General features: G+C 42.2%; 28 protein-coding genes and 1 rRNA gene. 7 read left to right on the top strand and 22 right to left on the bottom strand.

Annotated elements, in window-relative coordinates; translation table 11 throughout:
* Positions 1-64: 64 nt before the first annotated feature.
* Positions 65-1,612: ribosomal RNA gene (locus tag B9Y89_RS02400) — 16S ribosomal RNA — on the bottom strand.
* A 538-nt stretch (positions 1,613-2,150) separates the two neighbouring features.
* Between B9Y89_RS02400 and B9Y89_RS02395 the strand changes: the two genes are divergently transcribed.
* A complete protein-coding gene (locus tag B9Y89_RS02395) occupies positions 2,151-2,522 on the top strand; it encodes a DUF2614 family zinc ribbon-containing protein (protein ID WP_085521218.1) in 372 nt (123 codons plus the stop codon).
* A gap of 25 nt (positions 2,523-2,547) precedes the next feature.
* Here the strand turns inward: B9Y89_RS02395 and perR are convergent, their stop codons facing one another.
* The 5 genes from perR to B9Y89_RS02370 form a co-directional block, all read right to left on the bottom strand.
* Positions 2,548-2,994, bottom strand: a complete 447-nt coding sequence (gene perR / locus B9Y89_RS02390) for a peroxide-responsive transcriptional repressor PerR (RefSeq protein ID WP_085521599.1) — start codon at positions 2,992-2,994, stop codon at positions 2,548-2,550.
* A gap of 117 nt (positions 2,995-3,111) precedes the next feature.
* A complete protein-coding gene (locus tag B9Y89_RS02385) occupies positions 3,112-3,663 on the bottom strand; it encodes a cob(I)yrinic acid a,c-diamide adenosyltransferase (protein ID WP_085521216.1) in 552 nt (183 codons plus the stop codon).
* A 2-nt stretch (positions 3,664-3,665) separates the two neighbouring features.
* Positions 3,666-4,616, bottom strand: coding sequence for a D-2-hydroxyacid dehydrogenase (locus tag B9Y89_RS02380; RefSeq protein ID WP_085521214.1), 951 nt, complete (start codon positions 4,614-4,616; stop codon positions 3,666-3,668).
* 157 nt (positions 4,617-4,773) lie between these two features.
* Positions 4,774-5,244 carry a thioredoxin-dependent thiol peroxidase gene (bcp, locus tag B9Y89_RS02375; protein ID WP_085521212.1) on the bottom strand — a complete coding sequence of 157 codons (471 nt, stop codon included), beginning with the start codon at positions 5,242-5,244 and terminating at the stop codon, positions 4,774-4,776.
* 18 nt (positions 5,245-5,262) lie between these two features.
* On the bottom strand, positions 5,263-6,258 hold the full coding sequence (locus B9Y89_RS02370; RefSeq protein WP_085521210.1) for a zinc-binding dehydrogenase: 996 nt from the start codon (positions 6,256-6,258) through the stop codon (positions 5,263-5,265).
* A 164-nt stretch (positions 6,259-6,422) separates the two neighbouring features.
* Here B9Y89_RS02370 and B9Y89_RS02365 point away from each other — a divergent pair, with 164 nt between their 5' ends.
* The 3 genes from B9Y89_RS02365 (at position 6,423) to B9Y89_RS02360 (ending at position 8,897) form a co-directional block, all read left to right on the top strand.
* The gene (locus tag B9Y89_RS02365; protein ID WP_139822679.1) at positions 6,423-7,055 is read left to right on the top strand and encodes an NUDIX hydrolase; all 633 of its coding nucleotides are present in this window, start codon (positions 6,423-6,425) and stop codon (positions 7,053-7,055) included.
* Between the two features lie 203 nt (positions 7,056-7,258).
* Entirely contained in the window at positions 7,259-7,345 is an 87-nt protein-coding gene (locus B9Y89_RS19525) for a putative holin-like toxin (RefSeq protein WP_139822697.1), read from the top strand.
* 253 nt (positions 7,346-7,598) lie between these two features.
* A complete protein-coding gene (locus B9Y89_RS02360) occupies positions 7,599-8,897 on the top strand; it encodes a glutamate-1-semialdehyde 2,1-aminomutase (RefSeq protein WP_085521206.1) in 1,299 nt (432 codons plus the stop codon).
* A 42-nt stretch (positions 8,898-8,939) separates the two neighbouring features.
* On the opposite strand, the gene nikC is transcribed toward B9Y89_RS02360, so the two are convergent.
* The 10 genes from nikC to mutY form a co-directional block, all read right to left on the bottom strand.
* Positions 8,940-9,845, bottom strand: a complete 906-nt coding sequence (gene nikC / locus B9Y89_RS02355; RefSeq protein ID WP_085521205.1) for a nickel transporter permease — start codon at positions 9,843-9,845, stop codon at positions 8,940-8,942.
* Between the two features lie 14 nt (positions 9,846-9,859).
* A complete protein-coding gene (locus B9Y89_RS02350; protein ID WP_085521203.1) occupies positions 9,860-10,864 on the bottom strand; it encodes an ABC transporter permease in 1,005 nt (334 codons plus the stop codon).
* Between the two features lie 67 nt (positions 10,865-10,931).
* On the bottom strand, positions 10,932-12,539 hold the full coding sequence (locus B9Y89_RS02345; RefSeq protein ID WP_085521201.1) for an ABC transporter substrate-binding protein: 1,608 nt from the start codon (positions 12,537-12,539) through the stop codon (positions 10,932-10,934).
* Between the two features lie 21 nt (positions 12,540-12,560).
* On the bottom strand, positions 12,561-13,532 hold the full coding sequence (locus tag B9Y89_RS02340) for an ABC transporter ATP-binding protein (RefSeq protein WP_085521199.1): 972 nt from the start codon (positions 13,530-13,532) through the stop codon (positions 12,561-12,563).
* Positions 13,525-14,517 (bottom strand): ABC transporter ATP-binding protein, encoded by a 993-nt coding sequence (locus B9Y89_RS02335; RefSeq protein WP_085521198.1) that lies wholly within the window; start codon positions 14,515-14,517, stop codon positions 13,525-13,527. Before B9Y89_RS02335 ends, B9Y89_RS02340 begins: the two co-directional genes overlap by 8 nt.
* A 163-nt stretch (positions 14,518-14,680) precedes the next feature.
* Entirely contained in the window at positions 14,681-16,408 is a 1,728-nt protein-coding gene (locus B9Y89_RS02330) for an ABC transporter ATP-binding protein (protein WP_139822678.1), read from the bottom strand.
* Between the two features lie 27 nt (positions 16,409-16,435).
* The gene (locus B9Y89_RS02325; protein ID WP_085521194.1) at positions 16,436-16,972 is read right to left on the bottom strand and encodes a DUF402 domain-containing protein; all 537 of its coding nucleotides are present in this window, start codon (positions 16,970-16,972) and stop codon (positions 16,436-16,438) included.
* Positions 16,973-17,036: 64 nt separating this feature from the next.
* The gene (locus B9Y89_RS02320) at positions 17,037-17,708 is read right to left on the bottom strand and encodes an SOS response-associated peptidase (protein ID WP_085521193.1); all 672 of its coding nucleotides are present in this window, start codon (positions 17,706-17,708) and stop codon (positions 17,037-17,039) included.
* Between the two features lie 177 nt (positions 17,709-17,885).
* Positions 17,886-18,116 carry a hypothetical protein gene (locus tag B9Y89_RS02315; protein WP_085521191.1) on the bottom strand — a complete coding sequence of 77 codons (231 nt, stop codon included), beginning with the start codon at positions 18,114-18,116 and terminating at the stop codon, positions 17,886-17,888.
* Positions 18,117-18,267: 151 nt separating this feature from the next.
* Positions 18,268-19,329 carry an A/G-specific adenine glycosylase gene (gene mutY / locus B9Y89_RS02310; protein WP_254901167.1) on the bottom strand — a complete coding sequence of 354 codons (1,062 nt, stop codon included), beginning with the start codon at positions 19,327-19,329 and terminating at the stop codon, positions 18,268-18,270.
* Between the two features lie 225 nt (positions 19,330-19,554).
* Between mutY and B9Y89_RS02305 the strand changes: the two genes are divergently transcribed.
* Positions 19,555-20,547, top strand: a complete 993-nt coding sequence (locus B9Y89_RS02305; protein WP_085521189.1) for a metal-dependent hydrolase — start codon at positions 19,555-19,557, stop codon at positions 20,545-20,547.
* A gap of 3 nt (positions 20,548-20,550) precedes the next feature.
* Here B9Y89_RS02305 and B9Y89_RS02300 read toward each other — a convergent pair whose 3' ends face one another.
* Positions 20,551-20,868 (bottom strand): YfhH family protein, encoded by a 318-nt coding sequence (locus tag B9Y89_RS02300; RefSeq protein WP_085521187.1) that lies wholly within the window; start codon positions 20,866-20,868, stop codon positions 20,551-20,553.
* A 24-nt stretch (positions 20,869-20,892) separates the two neighbouring features.
* Positions 20,893-21,708, bottom strand: a complete 816-nt coding sequence (gene recX, locus B9Y89_RS02295) for a recombination regulator RecX (protein WP_176222071.1) — start codon at positions 21,706-21,708, stop codon at positions 20,893-20,895.
* Positions 21,709-21,808: 100 nt separating this feature from the next.
* Here recX and B9Y89_RS18665 point away from each other — a divergent pair, with 100 nt between their 5' ends.
* Together B9Y89_RS18665 and B9Y89_RS18920 are read left to right on the top strand one after the other, a co-directional pair.
* A complete protein-coding gene (locus tag B9Y89_RS18665; protein ID WP_139822677.1) occupies positions 21,809-21,934 on the top strand; it encodes a YfhE family protein in 126 nt (41 codons plus the stop codon).
* A 15-nt stretch (positions 21,935-21,949) separates the two neighbouring features.
* On the top strand, positions 21,950-22,093 hold the full coding sequence (locus B9Y89_RS18920; protein WP_176222070.1) for a hypothetical protein: 144 nt from the start codon (positions 21,950-21,952) through the stop codon (positions 22,091-22,093).
* Positions 22,094-22,133: 40 nt separating this feature from the next.
* Here B9Y89_RS18920 and B9Y89_RS02290 read toward each other — a convergent pair whose 3' ends face one another.
* From B9Y89_RS02290 to B9Y89_RS02275, 4 genes are all read right to left on the bottom strand, one after another.
* Positions 22,134-23,222 carry an ABC transporter substrate-binding protein gene (locus B9Y89_RS02290; protein WP_085521184.1) on the bottom strand — a complete coding sequence of 363 codons (1,089 nt, stop codon included), beginning with the start codon at positions 23,220-23,222 and terminating at the stop codon, positions 22,134-22,136.
* Positions 23,223-23,266: 44 nt separating this feature from the next.
* A complete protein-coding gene (locus B9Y89_RS02285) occupies positions 23,267-24,046 on the bottom strand; it encodes an ABC transporter ATP-binding protein (protein WP_085521182.1) in 780 nt (259 codons plus the stop codon).
* Positions 24,047-24,073: 27 nt separating this feature from the next.
* Entirely contained in the window at positions 24,074-24,898 is an 825-nt protein-coding gene (locus B9Y89_RS02280) for an ABC transporter permease (protein ID WP_254901166.1), read from the bottom strand.
* 838 nt (positions 24,899-25,736) lie between these two features.
* On the bottom strand, positions 25,737-25,988 hold the full coding sequence (locus B9Y89_RS02275) for a hypothetical protein (protein WP_085521180.1): 252 nt from the start codon (positions 25,986-25,988) through the stop codon (positions 25,737-25,739).
* Between the last annotated feature and the right edge of the window lie 31 nt (positions 25,989-26,019).

Here is a 26,019-nt window from a genome sequence, read left to right as displayed (position 1 = left end):
CCGACAATCTGTCGGTAGGTTCGGCTCGCAAATGCGAGTCCATGTATCGTTCTTATATCCTTAGAAAGGAGGTGATCCAGCCGCACCTTCCGATACGGCTACCTTGTTACGACTTCACCCCAATCATTCGCCCCACCTTCGGCGGCCGAAGCCGACTTCGGGTGTTGCGGACTCTCGTGGTGTGACGGGCGGTGTGTACAAGGCCCGGGAACGGATTCACCGCGGCATGCTGATCCGCGATTACTAGCAATTCCGGCTTCATGCAGGCGAGTTGCAGCCTACAATCCGAACTGAGAGCGGCTTTAAGGGATTCGCTGAACCTCGCGGTTTCGCTGCCCGTTGTGCCGCCCATTGTAGCACGTGTGTTGCCCAGGTCATAAGGGGCATGATGATTTGACGTCATCCCCACCTTCCTCCGGTTTGTCACCGGCAGTCACCTTAGAGTGCCCAACTGAATGCTGGCAACTAAGATTAGGGGTTGCGCTCGTTGCGGGACTTAACCCAACATCTCACGACACGAGCTGACGACAACCATGCACCACCTGTCACTCTGTCCCCCGAAGGGGAACGCCCTATCTCTAGGGTTGTCAGAGGATGTCAAGACCTGGTAAGGTTCTTCGCGTTGCTTCGAATTAAACCACATGCTCCACTGCTTGTGCGGGCCCCCGTCAATTCCTTTGAGTTTCAACCTTGCGGTCGTACTCCCCAGGCGGAGTGCTTAATGTGTTAACTTCAGCACTAAGGGGTTGGACCCCCCTAACACCTAGCACTCATCGTTTACGGCGTGGACTACCAGGGTATCTAATCCTGTTCGCTCCCCACGCTTTCGCGCCTCAGCGTCAGTTACAGGCCAGAGAGCCGCTTTCGCCACTGGTGTTCCTCCACATCTCTACGCATTTCACCGCTACACGTGGAATTCCGCTCTCCTCTCCTGTACTCAAGCTCCCCAGTTTCCAATGCCCCTCCGTGGTTGAGCCACGGGCTTTCACATCAGACTTAAGAAGCCGCCTGCGCGCGCTTTACGCCCAATAATTCCGGACAACGCTTGCCCCCTACGTATTACCGCGGCTGCTGGCACGTAGTTAGCCGGGGCTTTCTGGTCAGATACCGTCAAAGCGCCATCATTACCTATGGCACCTGTTCTTCGCTGACAACAGAGCTTTACGATCCGAAGACCTTCATCACTCACGCGGCGTTGCACCGTCAGACTTTCGTCCATTGCGGATGATTCCCTACTGCTGCCTCCCGTAGGAGTCTGGGCCGTGTCTCAGTCCCAGTGTGGCCGATCACCCTCTCAGGTCGGCTACGCATCGTCGCCTTGGTAAGCTTTAACCTCACCAACAAGCTAATGCGCCGCGGGCCCCTCTGTAAGTGACGACAAAGCCGTCTTTATTCATCGCACCATGCGGTGCGATGATCACATTCGGCATTAGCTCCGGTTTCCCGGGGTTATTCCGAGCTTACAGGCAGGTTACCCACGTGTTACTCACCCGTCCGCCGCTCGATCCATCCTAATCACTCCGAAGAGATCATAGAATATCTCGCGCTCGACTTGCATGTATTAGGCACGCCGCCAGCGTTCGTCCTGAGCCAGGATCAAACTCTCCATAAAAGTTGTTGCGTTTGACCCTTGGCTATGTTTGAAAAGAGGTTCCTTTCAAACAGCGCTTGAGTTTTGTTTAGTTTTCAAAGAGCAATCCATTCGTTCACTTATGTTGTTGCTCATCAAAGCGACCTTTATATTATATCAAGCTCCGATTGTGATGTCAACAACTTTTTTGCGAATGACACTTTCGGTTGAAAGCGACGCTTATCATTATATCAGAGGCAATTGAGCGTGTCAATAACTTTGTTTGATATCTTATCTGCTGTTCAAAAAACAACTTTTATAAATTAACAAGATCTCAACCTTTTTGTCAAGAGCTTATCATCAATTTAATTTACAAGTTCCGTCGCGAAAAAGCGACAATAGTTATATTAACAACTTTTTTGGGTAACGTCAACAACTTTTATTAAAATAATTTTTGTTGTTACCTAGCTATCTGTGGTGCGGAATATAATGTACCATTATAGTATCTTGGCGTCAATATGTTTTTTGTCTGTCTTAACAACAAGATCATGTGCTATACTTTGGAATAGGAGGTTGTCTTATGTTAAAGAAAATGAGCAAAATCAACAAATTCCGAACCTTCGCAATGATACTTGTCTTTGCGGGAATTGGAATCATGTATTTAGCCTTATATTTTAAATCAAATTTTGCCCTAATGAGTACTTTTATGGTCATAGGTTTTATCGCTGTCATTTTGAGTTCCGGTATTTATCTCTGGGTCGGCATGCTATCGACAAAAACGATTCAAGTTCAATGCCCGAATTGCGGGAAGCCTACGAAGATATTAGGCAAGGTTGACCTATGTATGAGTTGTAATGAACCGCTGACTGTTGACCGCAACCTAGAAGGTCAACCTTTTGATCCAAAGTATAATAGGAGAAGTTACCAAAAGGAACATCCCCATAATACTTAAAAAGCTGAGTCCGACCATTCCGGACTCAGCTTTTTACTGGCTTATGATTTTCCTGACAATCTGGGCAAACACCGTATACTTCCATTCTGTGCTTACCAATATTAAATCCTGTCACATGTTCTGCTAAATGTTCAACTTCATCAAGTCCGGGATAGTGAAAATCAACAATCTTGCCACAGGTATTGCATATCACATGATAGTGATCAGATGATGCGTAATCGAACCGGCTTGAGGAATCACCATAGGTCAATTCTTTAACGAGACCTGATTTCTTAAAGACCCTTAAATTATTATATACTGTAGCGACACTCATATTTGGGAATTTGGACTCCAAAGCTTTATAAATATCATCTGCGGTTGGATGGGTCATGGATGTGATTAAATACTCAAGTATGGCATGACGCTGAGGTGTGATTCGGACGCCTGATTGCTTAAGCGAATCAATGGCTTCCCGTAGTTCCTCTTCAGCCATCGCCATGCACCTCTCTTTCAAAGATTTATTATTACTTTATAATCTTTATAATTTATTATATTCAGTTTACATTGAATGGCTGCGTGGTGTCAATTTAGTGCACCTGTTAATCATTACCTATAAATCTTTATGCAATACGGGTTCATCAAAATTAAGCTTAGAATTGACATAACGACCAGCTACGAACAAAAGATCCGATAGTCGATTCAGGTAGGACAAAACAAGCGGATTAGTATCATCTAATTGAACAGCTAAACGTTCCGCTCTTCTAACAATGGTTCTTGCCACATGCAGTCCCGCCCCCGCAGAACTACCTCCAGGAAGAATGAACTGTTTTAACGGCTTTAGATGTTGGTCCCATTCATCAATATAGGTTTCTAGAGCATCAACATGCTCCTTAGTTAGCTGCCAATACACATCTTTATCCGGTGGTGTTGCCAATTCGGATCCTACATGAAACAGAATGGTTTGTATTTGATTCATTACGTTAATAAACGCATCTTTTCCTGAAAACTGGACCCCGCCTAAATGACTGACGGCCATTCCAATCATTGAATTGGCTTCATCACATGTTCCGTATGCATCGACTCGCACATCGTCTTTTCTTACCCGTTTTCCGTAAATGAGTGATGTCGTTCCTTTGTCTCCAGATCTTGTATACACACGCACGATTAATACCCCCTATTCATATCAACCCAGTTAACGAAATCTCGTTCACCATTGATATATTTTCGCAAATTACGTTTGAAAATATCAATGGCCCGTGGCTGATACTGTGATGTTATCGCCGAAAAATGAGGGGTGATGGTAACCTGATCCATAGCCCAAAACGGATGCTCAGCATCTAAAGGTTCCTCTTCAAAAACATCTAGCACAGCATGAGCAATGTCCCCTTCGTTAAGGGCCTCAAGCAAATCAGCTTGACGGACTGTTTGTCCGCGGCCAATATTAATGAATATAGCCGATGACTTCATTCCTTCAAACTGTGTCTTAGTTATCAGTTGTTCGGTTTCGCTAGTGTAAGGAAGAATGGACACAACAAAATCAGCCGCCTGCAATGGTTTTATCATTTGTTGCATCTTATACATTTCATCAATATGATTAGCTGATTTTCCTGTACGGTTAATCCCGAGGGTATTCATGCGAAATGCTTTGGCAAGACGGGCCACCTCACCGCCGATTGCCCCGGGGCCAATAATAGTCATTGTTTTTCCAGCCAATTCAGACATTGTTACCGAACGATCCCAAACATGGGCTTGTTGATTATCATACCATGTATCCATATTTTTTATTGTCTTAAGCAAAACGCCTAGAGTATATTCTGCCATGGGTATTTTGTGAATCCCCCGTGCGTTCGTTACGGTAATATTTTGATTTAAAATCGTTTCTAGTGGCATTTTCTCGACGCCTGCTGAAATGACCATTATCCACTTTAAGCGTTCGGCACCGTTAATGATTTCAGCATCCAGGTCTTCTCCATATGTTATAAGTATGTCGGCCTGTTGCAAATCATGCTTCGCTTCATTCATTGATGTGTGAAAGGAAAAGTTAATCCTAGGAAATTCTTGATGAAGCTCTGCGCGTAAATCACGCCTGATTTTAGCTGATGTAACCACGTTCATAAAATAACCTCCCCAAAGATAAGGAGCGCAGAGTTATCCCCCGCACTCCATCTACAATCATTTATACTACGTCGATTGACTTCCCTGCTAAAAATGATGTGGTCGTACTTAGCGAAGCGGGGAAGCGCTCCTTCAATATCCTTGTGACTCATTTATATTAAGCTAAATTTTCTTTAACATACTCAAGAACTTCATCAACGTGTCCATCAACCTTAACTTGCGGCCAGACCTTTGCAACACGACCGTCTTCATCGATAACAAAAGTCGAACGGACGATGCCCATAGATTCATTACCGGCTTTTTTCTTTAGCTGCCAGGCACCATAGGCTTCTGCAACGTCATGTTCGGTATCAGCCAACAGTGTAAACGGCAATTCGTGTTTTTCTGTAAACTTTTGGTGTTGCTCGACGGGATCAGGACTAACACCAAGCACAACCGTGTTCAAATCTTTAAATGCGGCGTTCTGATCACGAAAGTCACACGCTTCTGTCGTACAACCCGGTGTCATATCTTTTGGGTAAAAATACAAAACGACATTTTGTCCTTTGAGATCCGCTAGATTAACATCTTCACCATTAGTTGATTTTAAAGTAAACTCTGGGGCTATTTGGCCTGCCTCTAATACCATAAGTCATCCTCCTTAAAATTAATCAGAAATTTTAATACCAAGCTTGCCAAATTGACTACTGTCCTCAAGCTTATCCATAGCTTGTTTAACATCTTGCAAATCCACCACAGAATCAACGACAGGACGGATGTGATGAGCTTCAATAAATTGAATCATATCTCGGAATTCTTCGCCGCTTCCCATAGTTGAACCAAGCAGATTATATTGACCATAGAAAAAGTCACGAAGATTCAATGTAATTTCATCCCCGGCAGATGCACCGAAAACAACAATCGTACCGCCTTTTTTCAGAACTTCCAAAGATCGTTGCCATGTTGCCGCACCCACACTATCAATAACGATGTCGATTTCCTCGTCTTGTAAAGCTTCAGCCCAATCATCATTCGTATTAATGGCCAAATCGGCTCCTATTTCCACAGCTTGAGCCAACTTTTCTGGATGACGAGAAGTAACAATGACGCGGGCCCCCTTAGCTTTGGCAAACTGGAGCAAATAAGTTGCAACACCGCTGCCAATCCCAGGAATAAAAACGGTCTGTCCATCTTGAATCTCGGCCCGGGTAACAAGAGCCCGATAGGCGGTTAATGCCCCCAATGGAAGGACACCGGCTTCATCCCACTCAAGGTAAGCGGGTTTTTTCACGACATTGTCAGCGGGTACGGTAACATATTCAGCAAATGTCCCGTTATCAGGAAAGCCAAGAATTTCAAATCCTTTCGGAGGTGCGTCACTTTTCTCATTCCAACCTAGACTTGGAATGATAACAACATCATCCCCTGGGTGCACATGTCCCACACCAGTCCCTACAGATTCGATAACGCCGGCGCCGTCAGATCCAATAACCAGTGGCGGATGTTCTGTCGTGTGCCGATTTAAGACGAACAAATCACGATGATTTAAACCAGCTGCCTTTAATCGGACTCTTACTTCATTCTTCTTGACTTCCGGTTGTTGTGTATTGGAATATTCTAAGCCCGCGTAACCAGACTCTCCATTATGTACAATTGCTTTCATTATAAATCACTCCCTTTACAGTCATTGCGACTACGTCGCGACGCACAAAATATGCTAGTGTTTACTCTCATTTTCTCAAAACTTCGTCAACTTCTCAATCATGACACCTTATACCCGTAAGTATGTTATATTGTAGCAAAAGATACTTTGAGAGTTTGATTATTATGCATATCGAAACGATAAAAAAACAAATTAAGCACCAAGGTCAGAGCATCATGGGTGAACGTGACGCTAGAAAAGCAGCAATTCTCATTCCCCTCGTTCACTATCATCATCGTTGGCATTTGTTATTTGAAGTCCGTTCATTGCAACTCAAAAGCCAACCAGGTGACATTTGCTTTCCCGGCGGTAAAATCGAATCATCAGATCAAACACCGGAGTTCACCGCCATACGTGAAACATCCGAAGAACTCGGAATTCACGAGCATCATATTGAAACCATTCAAAAAATGGATCTCTATGTACCATCCAGTCATTTAATTGTTTACCCCTTTGTTGGTATCATTCACACATTAGATTACCAAATTAATAGAGATGAAGTTGCTGAGACGTTCACTGTACCCTTGGATGAACTTCTTAATATAGAGCCTGCCCAGCATAACGTTGATTTAACCCCAGAACCGAAGAGTGACTTTCCTTATCATAAACTAGCACTCGGGGAAAACTACCAATGGCGAAAGCGGCCCATGACGGAACTATTTTTTGACTATAAAAATTATAGTATCTGGGGAATGACCGCTCGCATTCTTCAGTACTTTTTAGATGAACTTCGAAAAGAACCTCATAATGAAAAATAGGGTGCCCCATATTCTGGGACACCTTATTTTTAGGTATAAAGGCACAGGTTACTGCCTGAACAACCAATTATTCCGCAAATCACAACAATAGTCGGTGTTTAAAACCCATCGAACGGTCGATAAACCTTTTTTGACCACGTGTTACAATAAAAGGAATACAACGGACAACTCATGGGGGATGGCTTGCCCTTCGAAAGGGGGTGATGCCATTGACAGTATTCGAGGCGGTATCGTTAATGATTGCCTTTGGCACGTTTGTTGCCATACTGTCACAGTCAAAACGTAAATAGACCTCCCTTGGGGAAAAGGCAAGTGGGAGGTCTTGTTCTTCTGCGTAAGCCACCCCTGTGTTGGGGCATAAAGTCCGTTGTATGGGATCTGAACGTTACCGCGTCTCAGATCCCTTTATATATGTATTCCCGAAAACACAGTCTATGAACATCATATCACAAAATTTTTGCCTGTCTATATTCAAAAAACAATACCTAAGGCTTCGTGTTAAAATAACATGGAGACATAGATAGAAAGGTCTGGTGAGTACATATGGGTCGTTTAGAAAAAACAGAAGCCTTGTATGAAGATGCTCAAGCTAAAATCGTCGGCGGTGTCAATAGCCCTTCCAGAGCCTATAAAGGTGTTGGCGGTGGTACACCCGTTTTCATGGAGAAAGCTGAAGGAGCCTACTTTTGGGATGTTGATGGCCAAAAATATATTGACTTTCTTGGTGCATATGGGCCGATTATTACAGGTCATGCCCATCCCCATATCACAGAAGCCATTCAAGATCAGGCTGCTAAAGGTGTCCTTTATGGGACACCAACAAAGCTTGAAAACCAATTTGCGGATATGTTGATCGACGCCATTCCCTCATTAGAAAAAGTCCGGTTCGTTAACTCAGGTACCGAAGCTGTAATGACAACCGTTCGTGTTGCAAGAGCATATACTGGAAGAGATAAAATTTTGAAATTCGCAGGAAGTTATCATGGGCATTTTGATCTTGTTCTCGTCGAAGCGGGATCCGGACCCTCGACACTTGGTTCACCGGATTCCGCCGGTGTGACGCAAAGTAGTGCCAATGAAGTGATCACAGTCCCATTCAATGACCTTAAAAATTATGAAAAAGCGATTGAGCATTGGGGAGACGAGATTGCAGCTGTCCTCGTCGAACCAATTGTTGGTAACTTTGGCATCGTTGAACCTGAACAAGGATTTTTGGAAAAGGTCAAGGAAATCGCCCATGAAAATGGTTCATTGCTTATTTTCGATGAAGTGATTACCGCTTTCCGGTTTATGTACGGAGGTGCGCAAAATTTACTTGGGATTGAACCTGATATGACCGCTATGGGTAAAATCATCGGCGGCGGATTGCCAATAGGTGCCTACGGAGGTAAAGTCTCAATAATGGAGCAGGTAGCACCACTTGGACCCGCTTATCAAGCCGGTACAATGGCCGGGAACCCTTTATCGATGGCATCTGGCATTGCCTGCCTTGAAGTCCTTAAAGAACCTGGCGTTTATGACCAGCTTGATCAGCTTGGCAGACGACTTGAAAAGGGCATTATACAAGCTAATGAAAAATATCAACTACCCATTGTGTTAAATCGACTTAAAGGTGCGATGACCCTTTATTTCAGCGATCATGATGTCAAAAACTACGAAGATGCTCAGAAGACGGATGGTGATCTATTCGGGCGCTTTTTCAAACTCATGCTCGATCAAGGTATTAATCTGGCACCATCCAAATATGAAGCATGGTTCCTAACGATCGCACATACCGAACAAGATATTGATCAAACGATCGAAGCCGTTGAAAAGGCTTTTGAACAATTAGCTGGGGTCTGACCCCACACACAAGCGATCCGTTTTTTAGCGGATCGCTTTGTTTTATTTCTTCATTTTTGGATCAAGCGCGTCCCGAAGACCGTCTCCCATCAAATTAAATCCAAGCACAGTCATCATGATGGCCACCCCCGGGAATATCATCGTCCAAGGGGCATCCGTAAGGTAATCTTGGCTGGATGAGAGCATGGACCCCCATTCCGGTAACGGCGGTTGAGCACCAAGTCCAAGGAAACCTAAAGCCGCAGCATCCAAAATGGCCGTTGCCACACTAAGTGTCCCTTGAACAATAATTGGGGCAAGGCTATTGGGAAGAATATGATGGAACAGAATCCGTGTATCTTTCATTCCTACCGACCGTGCAGCTGTTATAAACTCTTCTTCTTTTAAACTCAGCACCTTCGATCTAATCAAACGCCCAAAATTAGGAACATTCACAATAGCGATGGCGATCAAGGCATTCATCAACGATGGTCCAAGAATGGTAACAATAGCAATCGCTAAAAGAATACTTGGGAAGGCTAGCATGATATCGAAGATTCGAGATATGACCATATCGACCCATTTTCCATAATAACCTGCTAAAATACCAAGACATATTCCAATGATCACGGATCCAATGACGGATAAAAAACCAACTAATAAGGATATCCGCGCACCATAAATCATTCTTTCAAATATATCACGGCCAAAATCATCCGTCCCGAACCAATGTTCAGCAGATGGTGCTTGCAAACGATCAGCCAATATTTGCACATCATAGCCTTTCGGGGCAATCCAACTGGCGGCAATGGCTAAAACAATAAAAGCGAGGATGATCAAGGCCCCTAGCATTGCCAACTTATTGCGTCGAAACACTTTAAAAGCTTCCCGCCACGGGGAGACAACTTGATGATCTTCAGGTTCCACAGGGGCCGGTTGCCGACGTTTGTTCGTTGCAATATCAGACATGCTCGGATCCCCTCCTATTTGTATTTGATTCGCGGATCGAATACAGCATATAGCAAGTCCACGATAAGATTAATAATGACGAAAATAAAGGCAATAACCAATATTCCTGACTGAACCACCGGATAGTCTCTGTAAACTATGGCGTCATAGACATAGCGGCCAATACCCGGCCAACTAAAAATCGTTTCTGTTAAAATCGCACCGCCTAATAATAATCCTGACTGTAAACCAATCACCGTCAGAACAGGTATAAAGGCATTTTTCAGACCATGTTTATAAACGACCCAGAACATCCGCTGCCCTTTAGCACGAGCCGTCCGTATATAATCCGAACGCAAGACTTCCAACATACTTGAACGAGTCATCCGGGCAATAATCGCCATTGGAATCGTTCCCAATGCAATACTTGGCATAATTAGATGTTTCACCGTAGACCAAAATTGTGCCATGTTGCCATGAATGAAAGTATCAATCAATAAAAAATGGGTGATCGGTTCCACTGGATTTCGAATATTGTCACGACCGATTGATGGTAACCACTCAAGTTTAATCGAAAACCACCATTGCTCCATGAGACCAAGCCAGAATATCGGCATCGATATACCTACTAGAGCGACAATCATGGCCGCAATATCAAAAATTGAGTTTTGCTTCCATGCCGAAATAATTCCGGCATTCACACCAATAATCACCGCAATGATCATCGCACAAATGGCTAATTCAGCCGTTGCCGCCAAATGTGGCCATAGCTCCTGACTAATTTCAGCTTTGGTTCGAAGTGATGTGCCAAAGTTACCCGTTAATAAATTTTTGACATAATCGACATATTGAACATACCAGGCATCATTAAGTCCTAAAGATGCTCGTAAATTTTCAATAGCTTCAGGGGTCGCTTTAGTTCCAAGCATGACCTTGGCTGGATCTCCCGGAATTGCTCTAATAATTGAGAATACAATTAACGACATCCCAATCAGAACTGGAACAAGTGATAGCAATCGACGAATCGTATAGGCAAACATTATTTCACCTCCACGGCATTTGAAATGAAAATGAGGAGTGTACCCGCACACTCCCCACAGTCAATCACTACTTCTTAAAATAAACCGTATTGAGCTTATCCGATCCTGTCGGATGCGGCTTAAAGCCTTCGATTGTCTTTTTACCAACCAGAGCCGGTGTCGAGTGGGCTACAGGAATCCATGGTGCGTCTTTATGAATGATCTCTTGAGCCTGTTTATATAATTTATTTCTTTCTTGTTCATCGGTTAACTTTTGTGCCTTTTTGAGAAGTTCATTGACCTCAGCGTTATCATAACGGGCATAGTTGTTGCTACCGATTGTATCTTTGTGTAACAAAGTGTATAAGAAATTATCAGGATCACCATTATCACCGGTCCACCCCAGCAAGAACATAGGCGCCTCGCCTTTTTCCACTTTTTCAAGATAGGTGGCCCATTCCATCGACTGGATCTCCGTTTCAACACCGATCTGTTTTAAATTATTCGCGATCGCTTCAGCAATCTTTTTCGGCTGCGGCATGTAAGGACGCGGATTAGCCATTGTCCAAAATTCCGTTTTGAAACCATCAGGATAACCGGCCTCTGCCAATAGTTTTTTAGCTTTATCTAAGTCAAACTCATAATCTTGAATACTATCGTTGTATCCGGCAATGCTTGAGGGCATTGGATTTTTCGCTGGCTTGGCCTTACCAGCATAAAATGCATCAATAAGGGCTTGCTTATCAACAGCATGGCTTAATGCTCTCCGTACCTTTGGATCACTCATCGGTCCTTCCGCTTGTGTATTAAAGCCTAGATAACCAACATTCATTGGCGGACGGTAAAAAGCTTCAAGGTTTTCATTACCATTGACTTCTTTAATATCACTAGGATTAACTCCATCCATCAAGTCAATTTCGCCGCTTTTCACAGCGTTTAAGCGTGATGAATTATTAGGAATGACTTTAAATACCACCCGATCAAGTTTGGGTTGCCCTTCTCGCCAATAGCTATCATTTTTGACTAAAGTAATCGTATCTTTCGCTTTCCACTCTTCAAATTTAAACGGACCGGTGCCCACAGCAGCCTCTTTTCCGTATTGATCTCCGTATTTCTTAACGGCTGTTGGACTAGCAATCGCGAACGGAGACATCGCTAGGTTTTTTAAAAATGGCGCTTGAGGCTTTTTAAGTTCAAATTTGACTTTATAATCATCAACAGCTTTCACATTTTTAATAATACTGTCATCACCGGCACCAAACATAGAAGCATAATAAGCGAAATCTCCTTCTTTCCACCGTTCGAAATTAAATACAACCGCTTCGGCATTAAAGTCGGTGTTATCATGAAACTTAACGCCTTCTCGTAGCGTCAAGGTATAGGTCTTGCCGCCGTTACTAATTTTCCAATCTGTGGCTAAGCCTTTTGTTATATCAGTTGTCTGTCCGTCATATTCAATTAAAGTATCATAGATATTTTTAGTAACCTTAAACGATTCACCATCCGTTGGAACAGCCGGATCCAGCGATTGGGAATCAGCTCCGCGTCCAAAAACGAGGACATTGCTGCCATTATCTTGACCCGTATCCTGACTCTGATCCTCACTATTGTTGTCAGAAGTCGAAGATGAGCACCCCATAAGTACTAAAGACAATGTCATTAACGCGACCAAACTAGCGATTGACAACCGACGCATCGTCTTCCCCCTTTGATTCATTCATGATTCATACAAGTGACAGGCTGTAAAATGACCGTCTGCCACTTCTGTAAATACTGGACGGACCTTCGAACACTTCTCCATAGCGACTGGACACCTCGTATGGAAGGCACACCCTTCAGGCGGATGTGAAGGACTAGGCACATCCCCCTGTAATACCACTTCCTCCGTTTGATTGTCTGGATCAGGAACAGGAATGGCTGATAAGAGTGCTTGGGTATACGGATGCTTAGGACGGTTATACACATCATCCGCAGCAGCCATCTCAACCATTTTTCCGAGATACATCACCCCCACACGGTCGCTGACATGATGGACAACACTGAGATCATGGGCAATGAAAAGAAAGGTTAAATCAAATTGCTCTTGCAAATCATCCATCAGATTAATGACTTGTGACTGAATGGAAACATCCAAAGCGGAAACCGGCTCATCGGCAATGATTAATTTAGGGTCAACAGCCAAAGCTCTGGCAATGCCGATTCTCTGGCGTTGTCCGCCGCTGAATTGGTGCGGATAACGTTTGGCATGGTAGCTGTTTAAGCCGACCACTTCTAACAACTCTCTAACCCTTTTTCTTCGTTCCTGCTTATTGGCGAGATTGTGGACAATCATAGGTTCTTCAATGATTGTTTCCACAGTGTGACGCGGGTTGAGTGAAGCAAATGGGTCTTGAAAAATCATTTGCATATCCTTACGCATGCTCCGCATTCTTTTTTTATCAAGTTCACTCAGGTCTTCACCCGCAAAAACAATCTGACCTTCTGTTGGTTCCAGCAATCGCATCAACATCCGCCCTGTCGTCGATTTACCACACCCTGACTCACCCACAAGGCCCAGCGTCTCCCCTCTTTTTATTTCAAAGGATACACCGTCAACGGCTTTAACCTCACCGACTGGCTTATTAAAAACACCGCCTTCTATCGGAAAATACTTTTTTAAATCACGTACCGTTAATAATGTCTCACTCATATTGCTCCTCCCTAATTTCCTTATGCCGTAAACAACGGACGCTATGATGTTCACCCGTCATTTCCAGTTCAGGAGTGACGGTTAAACACTGATCAGTTGCGAAATCGCACCGGGGAGCAAAATGACACCCTTGTTGAATCGAACCTGGGTTCGGTACATTCCCTTGAATCGAATATAACCGATCCTTATGTTTACGCATATCGGGGACTGATTGAATCAATCCTTTTGTATAAGGGTGCTGCGGATGCTTGAAAATATCTCTAACATACCCCTGCTCTACAATCTTTCCGGAATACATCACCACAATTCTTTCGCACATTTGTGCAACAACACCTAAGTCATGTGTAATCAACATAATCGCTGTACCCGTGTGACTATTTAAATCTTTCATTAAATTTAGAATTTGCTTTTGTATCGTGACATCAAGGGCCGTTGTCGGTTCGTCAGCAATAAGCACTTTCGGATCACAGGCCATGGCTATAGCAATCATAACCCGCTGACGCATACCTCCTGAAAGCTGATGCGGATAATCACGCAACATTTCCTCAGCTCTTGGTAAGCCTACTAACTCAAGAAGTTCGACTGCCTTTTCCCTTGATTGTGACTTAGACCACTTATTGTGAAGGCGTATGGCTTCAAGGAGTTGATCACCAATGGTATAAACTGGATTAAGTGATGTCATCGGTTCCTGAAAAATCATGCCAATGTCATTCCCTCTAATCCGGCGCATTTTCTTTTCTGGCAACTTGGCTAAATCCTGACCATCATATAAAATCCGGCCGTCAACGATGTCTCCGGGTGGTTTCGGCAACAACCCCATAATCGATAAGGACGTCACACTTTTACCACAGCCGGATTCGCCAACGACACCAAGGATCTCTCCTTCATTAATAGCAAAGTCAACACCGTCAACAGCTGGAATTTGTCCATCATCTGTAAAAAAGTGAGTCCTTAGCCCTTCCACTTTAAGCACCGCATCTGACATACATTTCCCCCTTTCATAGCCGTATCAACAATTATCTAAATTATTTTTATTGTTTGGACAAATATATGTGATGAATAACTTTAATATGATTGATTTTTGTACACACAAAAACACCCCCATTATTTTTAATGAGGGTGTTCTGGCTAGATTATATCGAGTTAGGTTAATCTTCCAACTGCTGCACTTGAAACAAGTCATAATAGATACCGCGCTCTGCCATTAATGCATGGTGGTTGCCGACTTCAGCAATTCTGCCGTCTTTCATAACAACAATTCTGTCGGCATGAGTGATTGTTGACAAACGGTGGGCTACAATAAACGTTGTCCGATTTTTCGCTAAGGCATCCATAGATTCCTGGATCAAATGTTCACTTTCTAAGTCTAAAGATGAGGTCGCTTCATCAAGAATCAGCAAAGGCGGATTATTAAGAAAGACGCGCGCAATAGAAACCCGCTGTTTCTGACCACCTGAGAGTTTCACCCCACGTTCACCAACTTCCGTATTATAACCGTTCGGCAAAGCAGTGATGAAGTCATGAGCGTTCGCTTTCTTCGCAGCCTCAATCACTTCATCATCTGATGCGTCTGGATTTCCCATAAGAATATTTGCCTTGATCGTATCGGAAAACAAAACACTATCCTGCAAAACCATCCCGATTTTGTCACGCAGGCTCCGGACTTGTAGATCTCGAATATCTTCACCATCTAAGCGGATGGCACCTTTAGTCACATCGTAAAACCGCGGCATCAAGCTTACAAGAGTTGACTTCCCGCCACCCGACATACCAACGAATGCGATCGTTTCGCCGGGTTCGATTTGCAAATCAATATCTTTTAAAACCTCACCGTCTTCGTGTTCATATTCAAAATCAACGTTTGTAAACTCAATATGGCCTTTGACATTATTGAGCGGTTTAGCATTAGGCCGATCAACAATGTCATACGTCTCATCCATTAGCTCAAACACACGATCCATGGACGCAATCGATTGTGTTAAGACTGTTGAGGAACTGACCAGACGCCGTAGTGGCCCATAAAGTCTTTCCATATAACCAAAAAAAGCCACCAACGTTCCGATTTCTGCAATACCGCCCGTAATCACAAAGTAACCGCCAAAACCGATGACTAGTAATGGTGCGATATCGGTGACCGTATTGACAACCATAAACGTCTTGGCATTCCAAATCGTATGGTCAAGCGCACGATCAAAGAAATTTTGGTTTCGATTTTTAAATTGTGTCTTCTCAAAGTCTTCCAATGCAAAACTTTTGATGACATTCATGCCCTGTACCCGTTCGTGTAAATGCCCTTGAACTTCTGCAAGTGCCTGGGAACGGTTGCGTGTCAACTCCCGCAATCGAGTATAAAAGACCTTAATTGCAATACCGTAAAATGGAAACATCGACATGGATACCAGTGTAAGTAATGGATCCATCGTAAACATGATCACAAGAGCAATAAGAATAGTTGCCATATCTAACCAAATATTCATTAGACCAGTCATAACAAAATTTTTCGTTTGTTCCACATCGTTAATGACACGGCTAATGATTTCCCCGGCCTTTGAATTAGAAAAGTACCGTAAGCTCAGTTTTTGTATATGATCAAACAGGCGGTCACGAAGATCAAATAAAACTTTATTTCCCGTCCATTGCGCAAAATATTGCCGGTAATATTCTACCGGCGGCCGCAAAACGACGAAAACAAAAAAAGCAACCCCGAGGACATATAGTAGCTTTTCCAGCTTGTCGGAGCGGCTTATGGGTGCATTGATGACATCATCAATCACAAATTTTAAAAGCAACGGTAACAATAACGGGATACCGAATTTCAAAATACCAAAAAAGACCGTTATGATAATTTGCTTCATATAAGGCCGAACAAATGTCATGTACCGTTTAATACTGCCCAGAATTCATCACCTAGCTTTCACATGCTGCTTAAAAGCGTCGTACCATTTATCAGTAAACTGCTGATTGAATGGTCCCTTTCGCTTCTCAATCCAGTCAATTAATTCACTAACGTGAGATCTCAATATATGATCCAATTGATCAGGATAATTCATTTCTTGCTTGTGCTCAGAGTATTCATCCTCATCTAAAAGCCGATAGGACATATTTGGAAACACCTTGATATCTAAATCATAGTCGATATATTTAAGAGCTTCGCCATCCCAAGTAATGGGTGAACCGAGGTTACAATAGTAATGAACCCCAGTCTCTCGAAGCATCGCAATCACATTAAACCATTTTTCCGTACTAAAATAGGTAATCGCTGGCTCCTTAGTATACCATTGTTCCCCATTGGATTCGGTCACGGTCGTTCGATGATTCCCACCAATAATTGTGTTTGTTGAACGATATAGCACCCAAGTTTCATCCCAAACGCGGTGCAACGTACCATCATGTTTATAACTTTGAACTTCGATCACATTACCCGGGTGAGGAAAGCGCATTAGTTTCTTCCTTTCGGTCAACCTAACATAAGGTATGTTATTATGTTGCTCTTCAATTTTCAAATCATTTGTTTATTAACGGCTCCGTTAAAGCATAGCTATTATTTTTAGGAGAATTGACCGCATCTGAGACAGGATGTGCATCCATTTCTTCAGAGGGATATGATATCATCATCGTTTTAAGTTGATTTAATTCCGTCTGTGGGTTCAGCCACGCTTTTTCTTGTTCTTTATTAAGAATGACAGGCATCCGGTGATGTAAGTCAGCCATCATCGTATTTGCCTTCGTTGTTAAAATTGTACAAGTTGACAAGCGCTCGCCGCCTTGTTTCCATACTGACCATAGACCGGCAAAGGCAAACACACGACGATCCTTTAAATAGATATAATAAGGCTGTTTTTGTCCGCCGATCTTTTTCCATTCATAGAAACCATCAGCTATGACAAGACAACGCCGCTTTTGTAGAGGCTCACAAAAACTTGGTTTCTCCGGTGCCGTTTCCGACCGGGCATTAATCATTTTATGACCTATCGACGGATCTTTAGCCCAAGAAGGTACGAGTCCCCAGCGCAGTTTTCCTATTTTATTTCCCTTATGGCCTTTGACAACAGCGACGACCTCTTGTGATGGTGCAATATTATAACTCATATCCAAGTTAAACTCTGCAGGATAGGCAATATTAAACCGATTAAAGAGTTGTTCTAAATCGAAAGTCAACGTAAATCTGCCACACATGGGTACGCCTCCGATGCTTCATTATGTACAATCATATCGTTTTTCTGATTCTAAAAGCAATGGATAGGCCCTAGAAACATAAGAAAACTTGACTTATCGTCAAGCCTTAATTTTACTTTTAACTACAAAAAAATGGCTCCTTATCCCAGTGATAAGGAGCCATTGTGTAAGGTGATGTTACTGTTGTCCCTTTTGTTGGGACTTTTGGTTTTGCTGACGAACTTGTTGTGCGTCAGTTTGTGCAGCTTGAGATTGACCTTGTTGGCCAGCCTGAGCTTGCCCTTGTTGTGCATTTTGTTGTTGCACTTGTTGAGCATCAGTTTGGCTGCCAGCTTGGGAAAGCGCCTGTTTACCTTGTTGAGCAGCTTGTTGGCCTTGTTGTTGCTGCTGTTGTTTGTTCTTTGCCATACTATATCACCTCCACGCCTATTAATGTAACCACGACATTTTCCTTTTATGTAGTGAGAACACAATTTTTTAGTAAAAAAGGCGTTCACAATTTGTGAGACGCCTTTTCTTTACGACATGTATTCCAATGCCTGCGATTGTGCGGAAATCCCTAAATCGCTCTTAATTTTTGTATGACTTTTTGATGGGAGACAGGAAAAGGATATTGATCCAAATCTTCTTGATTGACCCAATAGCCGCCAAAGGATTCCTGTAATTCACGATCAAACGTACGAGCTTTATAAATGTCCATATGCCACTTGATATGTGTAAATGTATGAGTGAATTGTATACCTGTGCTCTCCAAAGACAATAGGACATCTTGCTTTTCTAGAACATCTGAGATGGATTCATTGGGATGATTGAATGCCACCATTGGAAATTCCCAAAGACCTGCTAACAGTCCCTGATCAGGTCGTTGTCTAATCAACACATCACCGGTGTCATTTTGCACAAACAAGACGCCATAATACTCATGTCTTTGTTTGGCTTTTTTCTTTTTAACGGGATATTCTGTTTGTACCCCTTCATCAAAGGCCAGACATTGCTCACGGACAGGGCAATGCTCACATAATGGCTGTTTTGGCTTACAAATTAAAGCTCCTAGCTCCATTAATCCTTGGTTAAAAGCGGAAGCTTCATGTTCAGGAATGATGTCAGATAAAATGCGTTCAAACGTTTGTTTCGTTTGCTGCTTACTCGTATCGTCATCGATTAATAAGACACGGGACATCACGCGCATGACATTGCCGTCAACGGCAGGTTCCGGTTGGTTAAATGCGATGCTCAGGATGGCACCAGCTGTGTAAGGACCGATGCCTTTAATGGATCGAATGTCCTTCTTATTATCAGGAACATGACCTCCGTAACTCTCAACAACTTCTTTAACCCCTTGATGAAGATTTCGAGCCCTTGAATAATACCCTAAACCTTCCCAGGCCTTCAGGACCTGACTTTCATCAGCTTGAGCTAAGATTTCTGGTTCAGGAAATTGGTTTATAAATGCGTTAAAATAGGGAATAACTGTGTCTACCTGCGTTTGCTGAAGCATAATTTCGGATATCCATATATAATAGGGATTATTCGTTCTTCTCCAAGGTAAGTCCCGTTTGTTATCCTTGAACCATCGGACAAGGTTCTGACTAAAATCAGGGTTAATCATCGGTGATGTCAAAACTGATTCCTCCAAAATTTGATGAGTAAAGAAAACTTGGACTCATAAGATGCGAGTTGAGTTTGGCGTTTTCAAAGACGTGACGTTCTTAACCGAACATCGTTTTTGAAGCGTTTATATTTTCTTTAAGTGCAAAATAGGCTCACGGGTTGTCCGGCCGAATCATAGATTACAATAGCACCCATTTTTATTAAGGTAGACATCATGAAAGGAGATCCTGACCATATGGACACCGGCACGCACGTTGTCATGGGCATCGGTCTATATGCATTAACGTCTGTTGACCCAGTCGTAACCACACATGCTGCGACAGATAACGCTCTATTATTTGCAACCATTGCCGCCTCAGTTATTCCGGATATTGACACCGTGCTTAAGGCAAAGGATAACGCCACATATATCCGTAATCATCGCGGTGCGACACATTCAATTCCTGCAACTTGTTTGTGGCCCATTGTTTTAACAGGTGTCATACAAACCTTTTTTCCCGAAGCCAATCTATTTCATATTTGGATCTGGTCGTTTCTCGGGGTGTTTTTACATGTCTTTGTTGATATCTTTAATGCCTATGGCACACAGGCCTTAAGACCTTTAACGTACAAATGGATTGCGTTAGAAAGCATTAATATATTTGATCCATTGATATTCGGATTGCACATTGCCGGATTTGTGCTTTGGTATTTATTTGCTGCTCCCGTTGTCATTTTTTTAACGATTTATGCTATATTAATTATTTATTATATCTGGCGTATCATAGCTCGGAGGCGCGCTGAACACCAAGTTCAATCAACCATCAATGGAGCATTGAACGTCCACCTTTCACCAACCATTCATTGGACTCAATATCATATGGCTGCTCAATCTGAGGACCAATATTTCGTTGGTGAACTTAATAGAGGCAAGTTAACCATTATAGACACATTTGACCGCAAGCCGATTCCTGAAAACGACCTATTTCACCTTGCTGAGCAGGATGAAAACATCGCCGCCTTTCAATCGTTTTCTCCCATTTATAGATGGGAATGGGCAAAAAAGAACAATCTGCATGAAATTAGATTTATTGATCTCAGATATTTAACTAATAATGGAAAACACTATCCATTTGTCGCGATTGCTCATATCAATGAGGACCATGGTGTGATTGCTTCTTATACAGGTTGGGTTTACAGCGAAGCAAAACTGCAAAAGAAGTTAAATCAGACAGCGCACCAAGTTTAAATTTTACCGCACTTGTTTCAAAATCGATATTGGGTAAGCGACAACGTTATCAGAATCCTGATGCGTGCCCCAAGCAAATACGCCGTTCATATAAGAAATGGTAAAAGCCGTTAATTCTGGATTAACGACGACTTGACAGACATCACCGGGATTGAAGGCACTAGGATCCAATAAATAAGCTTCAGCCATCTGAGCTTTCCGTTGCTGAACAGCAAAATCATTCACCATGCCCATTTGTTCAGCTTTCCTCGCCTTCTCCTTGAGTTCGGCTATTTCTAAACGTAATTCATGTTTGCTCATGTCACTGTAACGGCGTTCCATAGCTTCATCTCCCTTTCTAATAAGTTATTCATCATCCAACGCCTCTTGGAGAAATTGCTCGATAAGATCTCGTGTGAAACCTTTTCTATATAAAAACTGCATCACTTTCTGACGCAAGTCATGTCCTTCGAATTTGGCTTGATATTTACGAAGGGCCTTCTCCCCTTGATACTGAATCGCTTCCCGTTCCTGACCATCATCTAATGTGCTGATTTCATCCACGACAGCCGGGATAACTTGATGTGTGAACCCTTTCTGTAATAAAAAGGCTTGTACTTGTTGTTTTCTTTCCGTCGCGGATTTTCTTGTTTGTTGCGACCATTTTTTTTGGGCTGCCTTAAGCGCATTATCAAACTGATCTTGAAAAGGATATTCCGAAAGTGCCGTTTCAGCTGTTTGCCTTTGCACACCTTTTTGACGCAACTCTTGAAGAATGATGTTAGGGCCTTTGTTACTCAAATTTTTTCGAGAACGGACAAAAGCAGCAGCAAAAGCGGCATCATCTAAAAGTTTTTCTTGTTTCAGACGTTCAACCACCTGACCCACCCGTTCATGATCATAGCCTTTTTTAGACAAGTGGTCGCCCAATTCCTTAATCGTTCGCATACGGTACGATAAATAATGAATCGCCAATTGATAGATTTGATTGAGCTCCGCTCGTTCCTTCAGCTGTTCCATGTCTGTTGCCGTCAACTCTAAATCCTTTCGCAAAGCTTGGGAAACCAGAACATCTTCGTGAATATCGAAGATCGTTTCCTCTCCCTCTTCGGACATAACATGAACATGATAATGACTTTTATTTTTTTCATTCACTGCGATTTTTGTTACCAGATAAGTCATAGGATCACCATCCATATCATAACAAAAATCTGCTGTATAAACAGTTTAAAGATTATAAATTAATGTTAATAGGAAAAGCTATAAACAAGGAGTGATAGACATGAGTAAAAACAAAAGTGAAAACAAAATGCGTGACTGGTATAACTTAAACAAAACTCAATCTGTTAACTATCAACGGGAATTCAAACGTGCGGACCGATCCTATGATCAGGGAAAAAAATCTTAACGGAGGTTGTTATTAATGACTGAAAAAGAGCAACGCGACATGAACCCTACGGCTAAAAACGAAGATACCAACTATCCAGATCCATTAGATCAAGACGACCGTGAAGCAATGGAACGGGCTGAAAATGCCGACAGCCGGGCAAAAAAACATCGAAAATAAGCAACAAGGATCCGCGCCTAGGAAGCGCGGATCTTTGTTGCTATTTATATTCACCAAGGACATCAACCGCTTTTTCAATTAACGATGTATCGACAGCTTTATCAAAATTTAAGTTCCCTTTGATGGCCCCGCGTGATTGATACCATTTATATTGATCCTTAATATTGTCAACGAACATGCGGCCATTTGGATTCAAGCCAGTCACGCGTACTTTTTTCCAGATTTCCGGATCCTGTAAAGACGTATGCTGAGTCATAATCTTAATGATCTCGTCTTTTCCACCCTTATTTTTAACAAAGGCGTCATTATAATCACGAACCCCTTTTAAATAGGCAACCATGAAGCGTAAGGCTACCTTCTGGCGCTCATTAACAAACTTAGGTGAGCCTAATACCATGGCAATCTGTGCTTTAGGAGCATAATCGGTCGCATCACCAAATGGAACATGCACACCTTGCTGAACGCCTTTCGTTATGAGTGGTTCAATTTGTAATGCGGCATCAATCTGCTTATTAGCCATTGAACCCGTCATATTCCCGAAATTCGACATTAATTCAAATTGAACATCATCACGCGTTAGACCAGCATGCTCAAGCATCTGGCTGAAGATGTAATCATCAACGCCGTTCTTAGTAGAAACAGCGATAGTCTTCCCTTTAAAGTCTTTGTATGATTGAATCTCATCTTGAAGCCCTTTTCTAATCACAAATGAAAAATAGGATTGACCCTTTATATTATGACCTTTGTCAGCAATCATTTTAACATTAATCCCTTGTGCAATGGAATTGAAAAATGAGGCGGAGGAAATGCCGCCGGCGATATCAATTTTTCCTGCCGCCAATGCCGGCATCATTTGGTCACTGTTCGAGAACTTCGTAAACTCGACATTGATATTATAGTCTTCGAAATAGCCTTTTTCTTTTGCGATATAGAACCCGGCTCCCGATGCCGATCCGTCTTCAGCAATCGTCACCGTTGCTTCTTTCTCCAATGGTTTTAACTCTCCATCGACAGGTTCAGCCTTCTTTTTAACCCCTGTTTCACCAGATTGATCATTTGACCCACATCCAGCTATGACAAACATGATTAGCGGGATTATCATGACAAGCGCCAATCCCTTTTTAAACATATATGAACCTCCTTATTATTTTGTTTTATTTGCCCCCATTTATATCATTGGCGGGTGGCCGCGACCGCCTGTTGCAGGTGATTCCATATATCCACAAATTCCTCGTTCATGTCAGGATTAGACCGTACCATTTCCATCGTCCGGGGTCGCGGCAGATCTACATGCTTTTCTTTAACAATCTCACCGGGCTGACCATTCATGAGTAAAATTCGATCACTCAGAAGCAACGCTTCATCAATACTATGTGTGATGTATAAAACGGTTTTCTTCGTTTCAGCCCAAATATTCAGTAGTTCCTCTTGTAAAATAAATTTGTTTTGCTCATCAAGAGCAGCAAAAGGTTCATCCATTAAAAGAATTTCCGGGTCATTGGCAAAGGCTCTCCCAATGCTGACTCTTTGCTTCATCCCACCGGAAATCTCTGATGGATAAAGGTGGCGAAAGTCTTTTAGACCGACTTTGTCTAAATAATAATCGGTCCGCTCCTCTCTCTCCGCTTTCGGAACGTGCCGCATATTAAGTCCAAAGGCGACATTCTCTTCCACCGTCATCCATGGAATGACGCCTTTTTCTTGAAAAATCATTGATTGTAACGGACGATCATGATCACTAGAAACGATATTAAAATCACCCGTACTGGTATCTTCCAAGCCCGCCAAAATTTTTAGCAAGGTCGTTTTTCCACAACCGCTTGGACCAATGAGGCAAACAAATTCACCATCTGCAATATCAAGATTAATATTATTTAAAGCAACAACCTCGGAATCCTTTTTAAAGAAAATCTTATTTAAATCACGAATCGTGATTTTCGTGTCCCCACTCATGAGATGACCTCCTCCACAAAAATACGTTTACTGCCACGGTATAAGCTTACGTTGAATCCATCGCAATAGGATGGAAAATAGGTACCCGAAAAATGAGATCAGAATTAATCCGACAAACATGGATTTGAAGTCAAAGATCTTAAACGACGTCCAGATAAGATATCCAATACCGGATTGAGCGGCTATCATTTCCGCAGCGACAATTGTGAGTAAAGCAATGGCCTGCCCCATTTGAATCCCTTCCATCATCACTGGGAGTGAACCTGGTAACGCAATTTTAAAGAAATAGTCCTTCGACTTGGCCCCATAGTTCTTAGCCACTTCGACATATACCCTATCAATATTACTCACACCCGCAGCTGTATTAATAGCAACTGGGAAGAACACACTTAAACCAATGATCACGATCTTTGATAAATCGCCAATCCCAAATATAATGATCACAAGTGGAATTAGAGCGATGGTCGGAATCGGCATCAAGGCCATAATTAAGGGTTGTAAGGCGTAACGAACCGGCATATACATACCAATTAACAGCCCAATGACAATCCCTGGGACCACACCGGCCAAGAAGCCGAAAAAGATCCGGTATAAACTGATACCTATATGGGTGAACAATTCCCCGCTCATGGCCATGTCATAAAACGTCTGTAAAATCGCCGTTGGCGGTGGGAAAAACCGTGCATCGATCATATTGGTGCGCGCAAAAATTTCCCATACAACAAGTAAGAATAATGGTGAGACAACGGTTAATGTCTGTAGGAATCGCTGTCTTTTTCTCTCTTTCCTCCAAAGCTGCCGTTCCACCTCATATGAGTCATCACGGCCCATGCTCACTTGTTCATTCTTCATAACCTCACCACCTCTAATAATCCCATCATATGCACATGTGCCTAGTTCGTGACAGCATAGAAAAAAGATAGCTGGAGGAACGGCTTTTATATAGGAAGTTTAATTTTTGCGTTAATTTGTGAACAAGTCATGATAAATTGTCAATAATTCTGTGGATATGTGCATAAGTGTGTTAAGCCTTGATTTCAAAAGCTGTCGATTTTGGATAAAAAGTGTGGATAGAAATGATTTTGATTGTGGATAATGTGGAACATTGCTGTGCATAACCGTCATTACTGGGGTTGTTCTGTGGAAAACACTGTGGAAAGTGTATATAACTTTTTTATATAAAATAATTTCCTTCTTAGGATCTATAGAGTAATGATTTGTGCTATGTGCATTATCACCCTTACTTAAATTTCAATTAGAATTTCAATTTTAAACTATTAAATGGTCATTATTAAACAAGTGTATTAACTAAACGGCTAGAATATCCTTTTCTCAGGCTGTCGAGAAAGTCTCGACAGCCTATTTGTAATGTAATGGACCAAACTCACCTATATTCTACTTTTACTGTCGGAGCAATCAGCCATGATTGCACCCCACTTTAAAAATAAAAATTCGTCTTGACAACGGAATTCATCCTAACTCATAGAATTGATTAAATAAACATAACAAGTAGAAAACTTTATTTTAAAAGTGAAAAAACATAAACCTACTTGTTTATGTTTTTTGTGAGGATTATTTTGTTTCACTTTTCAGGAAATATTTTAAATCGATGTTAATGCACAATCTGTTCTTGCTAGGGGACTTCCATTAGCTAAAATGCTAAAGAACAATTTAGGTAACCATTGATTTTCTACGAAATAAGCATGTCAAAAAATATACTAATAATAGGAAGACCAATAAGAATTAAAACTCCTATCCAAATTGAAACCTCTTTTTTATTCAAGTAATTAATCTTTTTGACTAAATACATTAGAGCTCCAGATATTAAACCAATAATAGCGTATTTCAAAAAACTCCTACCTGCTATATCTTCTAAAACAGTACCTCCAAAATTTATTAAACAAAATAAAAGGATGTAAAAGACCAAAAATCCTAATTTCATAGATTCTCTCCTTTATGTAATAATCATTCCA

Origin of the sequence: Tuberibacillus sp. Marseille-P3662 (genome assembly GCF_900178005.1) — a bacterium.
Lineage (GTDB): Bacteria > Bacillota > Bacilli > Bacillales > Sporolactobacillaceae > Marseille-P3662.
This window is presented reverse-complemented; position numbering and strand designations above follow the sequence as displayed.

Coding starts and splice junctions, on each gene's coding strand:
- B9Y89_RS02280 (WP_254901166.1), bottom strand. CDS start 24,898: ATGAAGAATGAACAAGTGAGCATGGGCCGTGATGACTCATATGAGGTG.
- B9Y89_RS02315 (WP_085521191.1), bottom strand. CDS start 18,116: ATGGCAAAGAACAAACAACAGCAGCAACAACAAGGCCAACAAGCTGCT.
- B9Y89_RS02340 (WP_085521199.1), bottom strand. CDS start 13,532: ATGAGTGAGACATTATTAACGGTACGTGATTTAAAAAAGTATTTTCCG.
- B9Y89_RS02285 (WP_085521182.1), bottom strand. CDS start 24,046: ATGAGTGGGGACACGAAAATCACGATTCGTGATTTAAATAAGATTTTC.
- B9Y89_RS02290 (WP_085521184.1), bottom strand. CDS start 23,222: ATGTTTAAAAAGGGATTGGCGCTTGTCATGATAATCCCGCTAATCATG.
- B9Y89_RS02345 (WP_085521201.1), bottom strand. CDS start 12,539: ATGCGTCGGTTGTCAATCGCTAGTTTGGTCGCGTTAATGACATTGTCT.
- B9Y89_RS02360 (WP_085521206.1), top strand. CDS start 7,599: ATGGGTCGTTTAGAAAAAACAGAAGCCTTGTATGAAGATGCTCAAGCT.
- B9Y89_RS02395 (WP_085521218.1), top strand. CDS start 2,151: ATGTTAAAGAAAATGAGCAAAATCAACAAATTCCGAACCTTCGCAATG.
- B9Y89_RS02370 (WP_085521210.1), bottom strand. CDS start 6,258: ATGAAAGCAATTGTACATAATGGAGAGTCTGGTTACGCGGGCTTAGAA.
- perR (WP_085521599.1), bottom strand. CDS start 2,994: ATGGCTGAAGAGGAACTACGGGAAGCCATTGATTCGCTTAAGCAATCA.
- nikC (WP_085521205.1), bottom strand. CDS start 9,845: ATGTCTGATATTGCAACGAACAAACGTCGGCAACCGGCCCCTGTGGAA.
- B9Y89_RS02350 (WP_085521203.1), bottom strand. CDS start 10,864: ATGTTTGCCTATACGATTCGTCGATTGCTATCACTTGTTCCAGTTCTG.
- B9Y89_RS02305 (WP_085521189.1), top strand. CDS start 19,555: ATGGACACCGGCACGCACGTTGTCATGGGCATCGGTCTATATGCATTA.
- bcp (WP_085521212.1), bottom strand. CDS start 5,244: ATGGTATTAGAGGCAGGCCAAATAGCCCCAGAGTTTACTTTAAAATCA.
- B9Y89_RS02275 (WP_085521180.1), bottom strand. CDS start 25,988: ATGAAATTAGGATTTTTGGTCTTTTACATCCTTTTATTTTGTTTAATA.
- B9Y89_RS02380 (WP_085521214.1), bottom strand. CDS start 4,616: ATGAACGTGGTTACATCAGCTAAAATCAGGCGTGATTTACGCGCAGAG.
- B9Y89_RS18920 (WP_176222070.1), top strand. CDS start 21,950: ATGACTGAAAAAGAGCAACGCGACATGAACCCTACGGCTAAAAACGAA.
- recX (WP_176222071.1), bottom strand. CDS start 21,708: ATGACTTATCTGGTAACAAAAATCGCAGTGAATGAAAAAAATAAAAGT.
- B9Y89_RS18665 (WP_139822677.1), top strand. CDS start 21,809: ATGAGTAAAAACAAAAGTGAAAACAAAATGCGTGACTGGTATAACTTA.
- B9Y89_RS02300 (WP_085521187.1), bottom strand. CDS start 20,868: ATGGAACGCCGTTACAGTGACATGAGCAAACATGAATTACGTTTAGAA.
- B9Y89_RS02335 (WP_085521198.1), bottom strand. CDS start 14,517: ATGTCAGATGCGGTGCTTAAAGTGGAAGGGCTAAGGACTCACTTTTTT.
- B9Y89_RS19525 (WP_139822697.1), top strand. CDS start 7,259: ATGCCATTGACAGTATTCGAGGCGGTATCGTTAATGATTGCCTTTGGC.
- B9Y89_RS02365 (WP_139822679.1), top strand. CDS start 6,423: ATGCATATCGAAACGATAAAAAAACAAATTAAGCACCAAGGTCAGAGC.
- B9Y89_RS02330 (WP_139822678.1), bottom strand. CDS start 16,408: ATGACATTTGTTCGGCCTTATATGAAGCAAATTATCATAACGGTCTTT.
- B9Y89_RS02325 (WP_085521194.1), bottom strand. CDS start 16,972: ATGCGCTTTCCTCACCCGGGTAATGTGATCGAAGTTCAAAGTTATAAA.
- B9Y89_RS02320 (WP_085521193.1), bottom strand. CDS start 17,708: ATGTGTGGCAGATTTACGTTGACTTTCGATTTAGAACAACTCTTTAAT.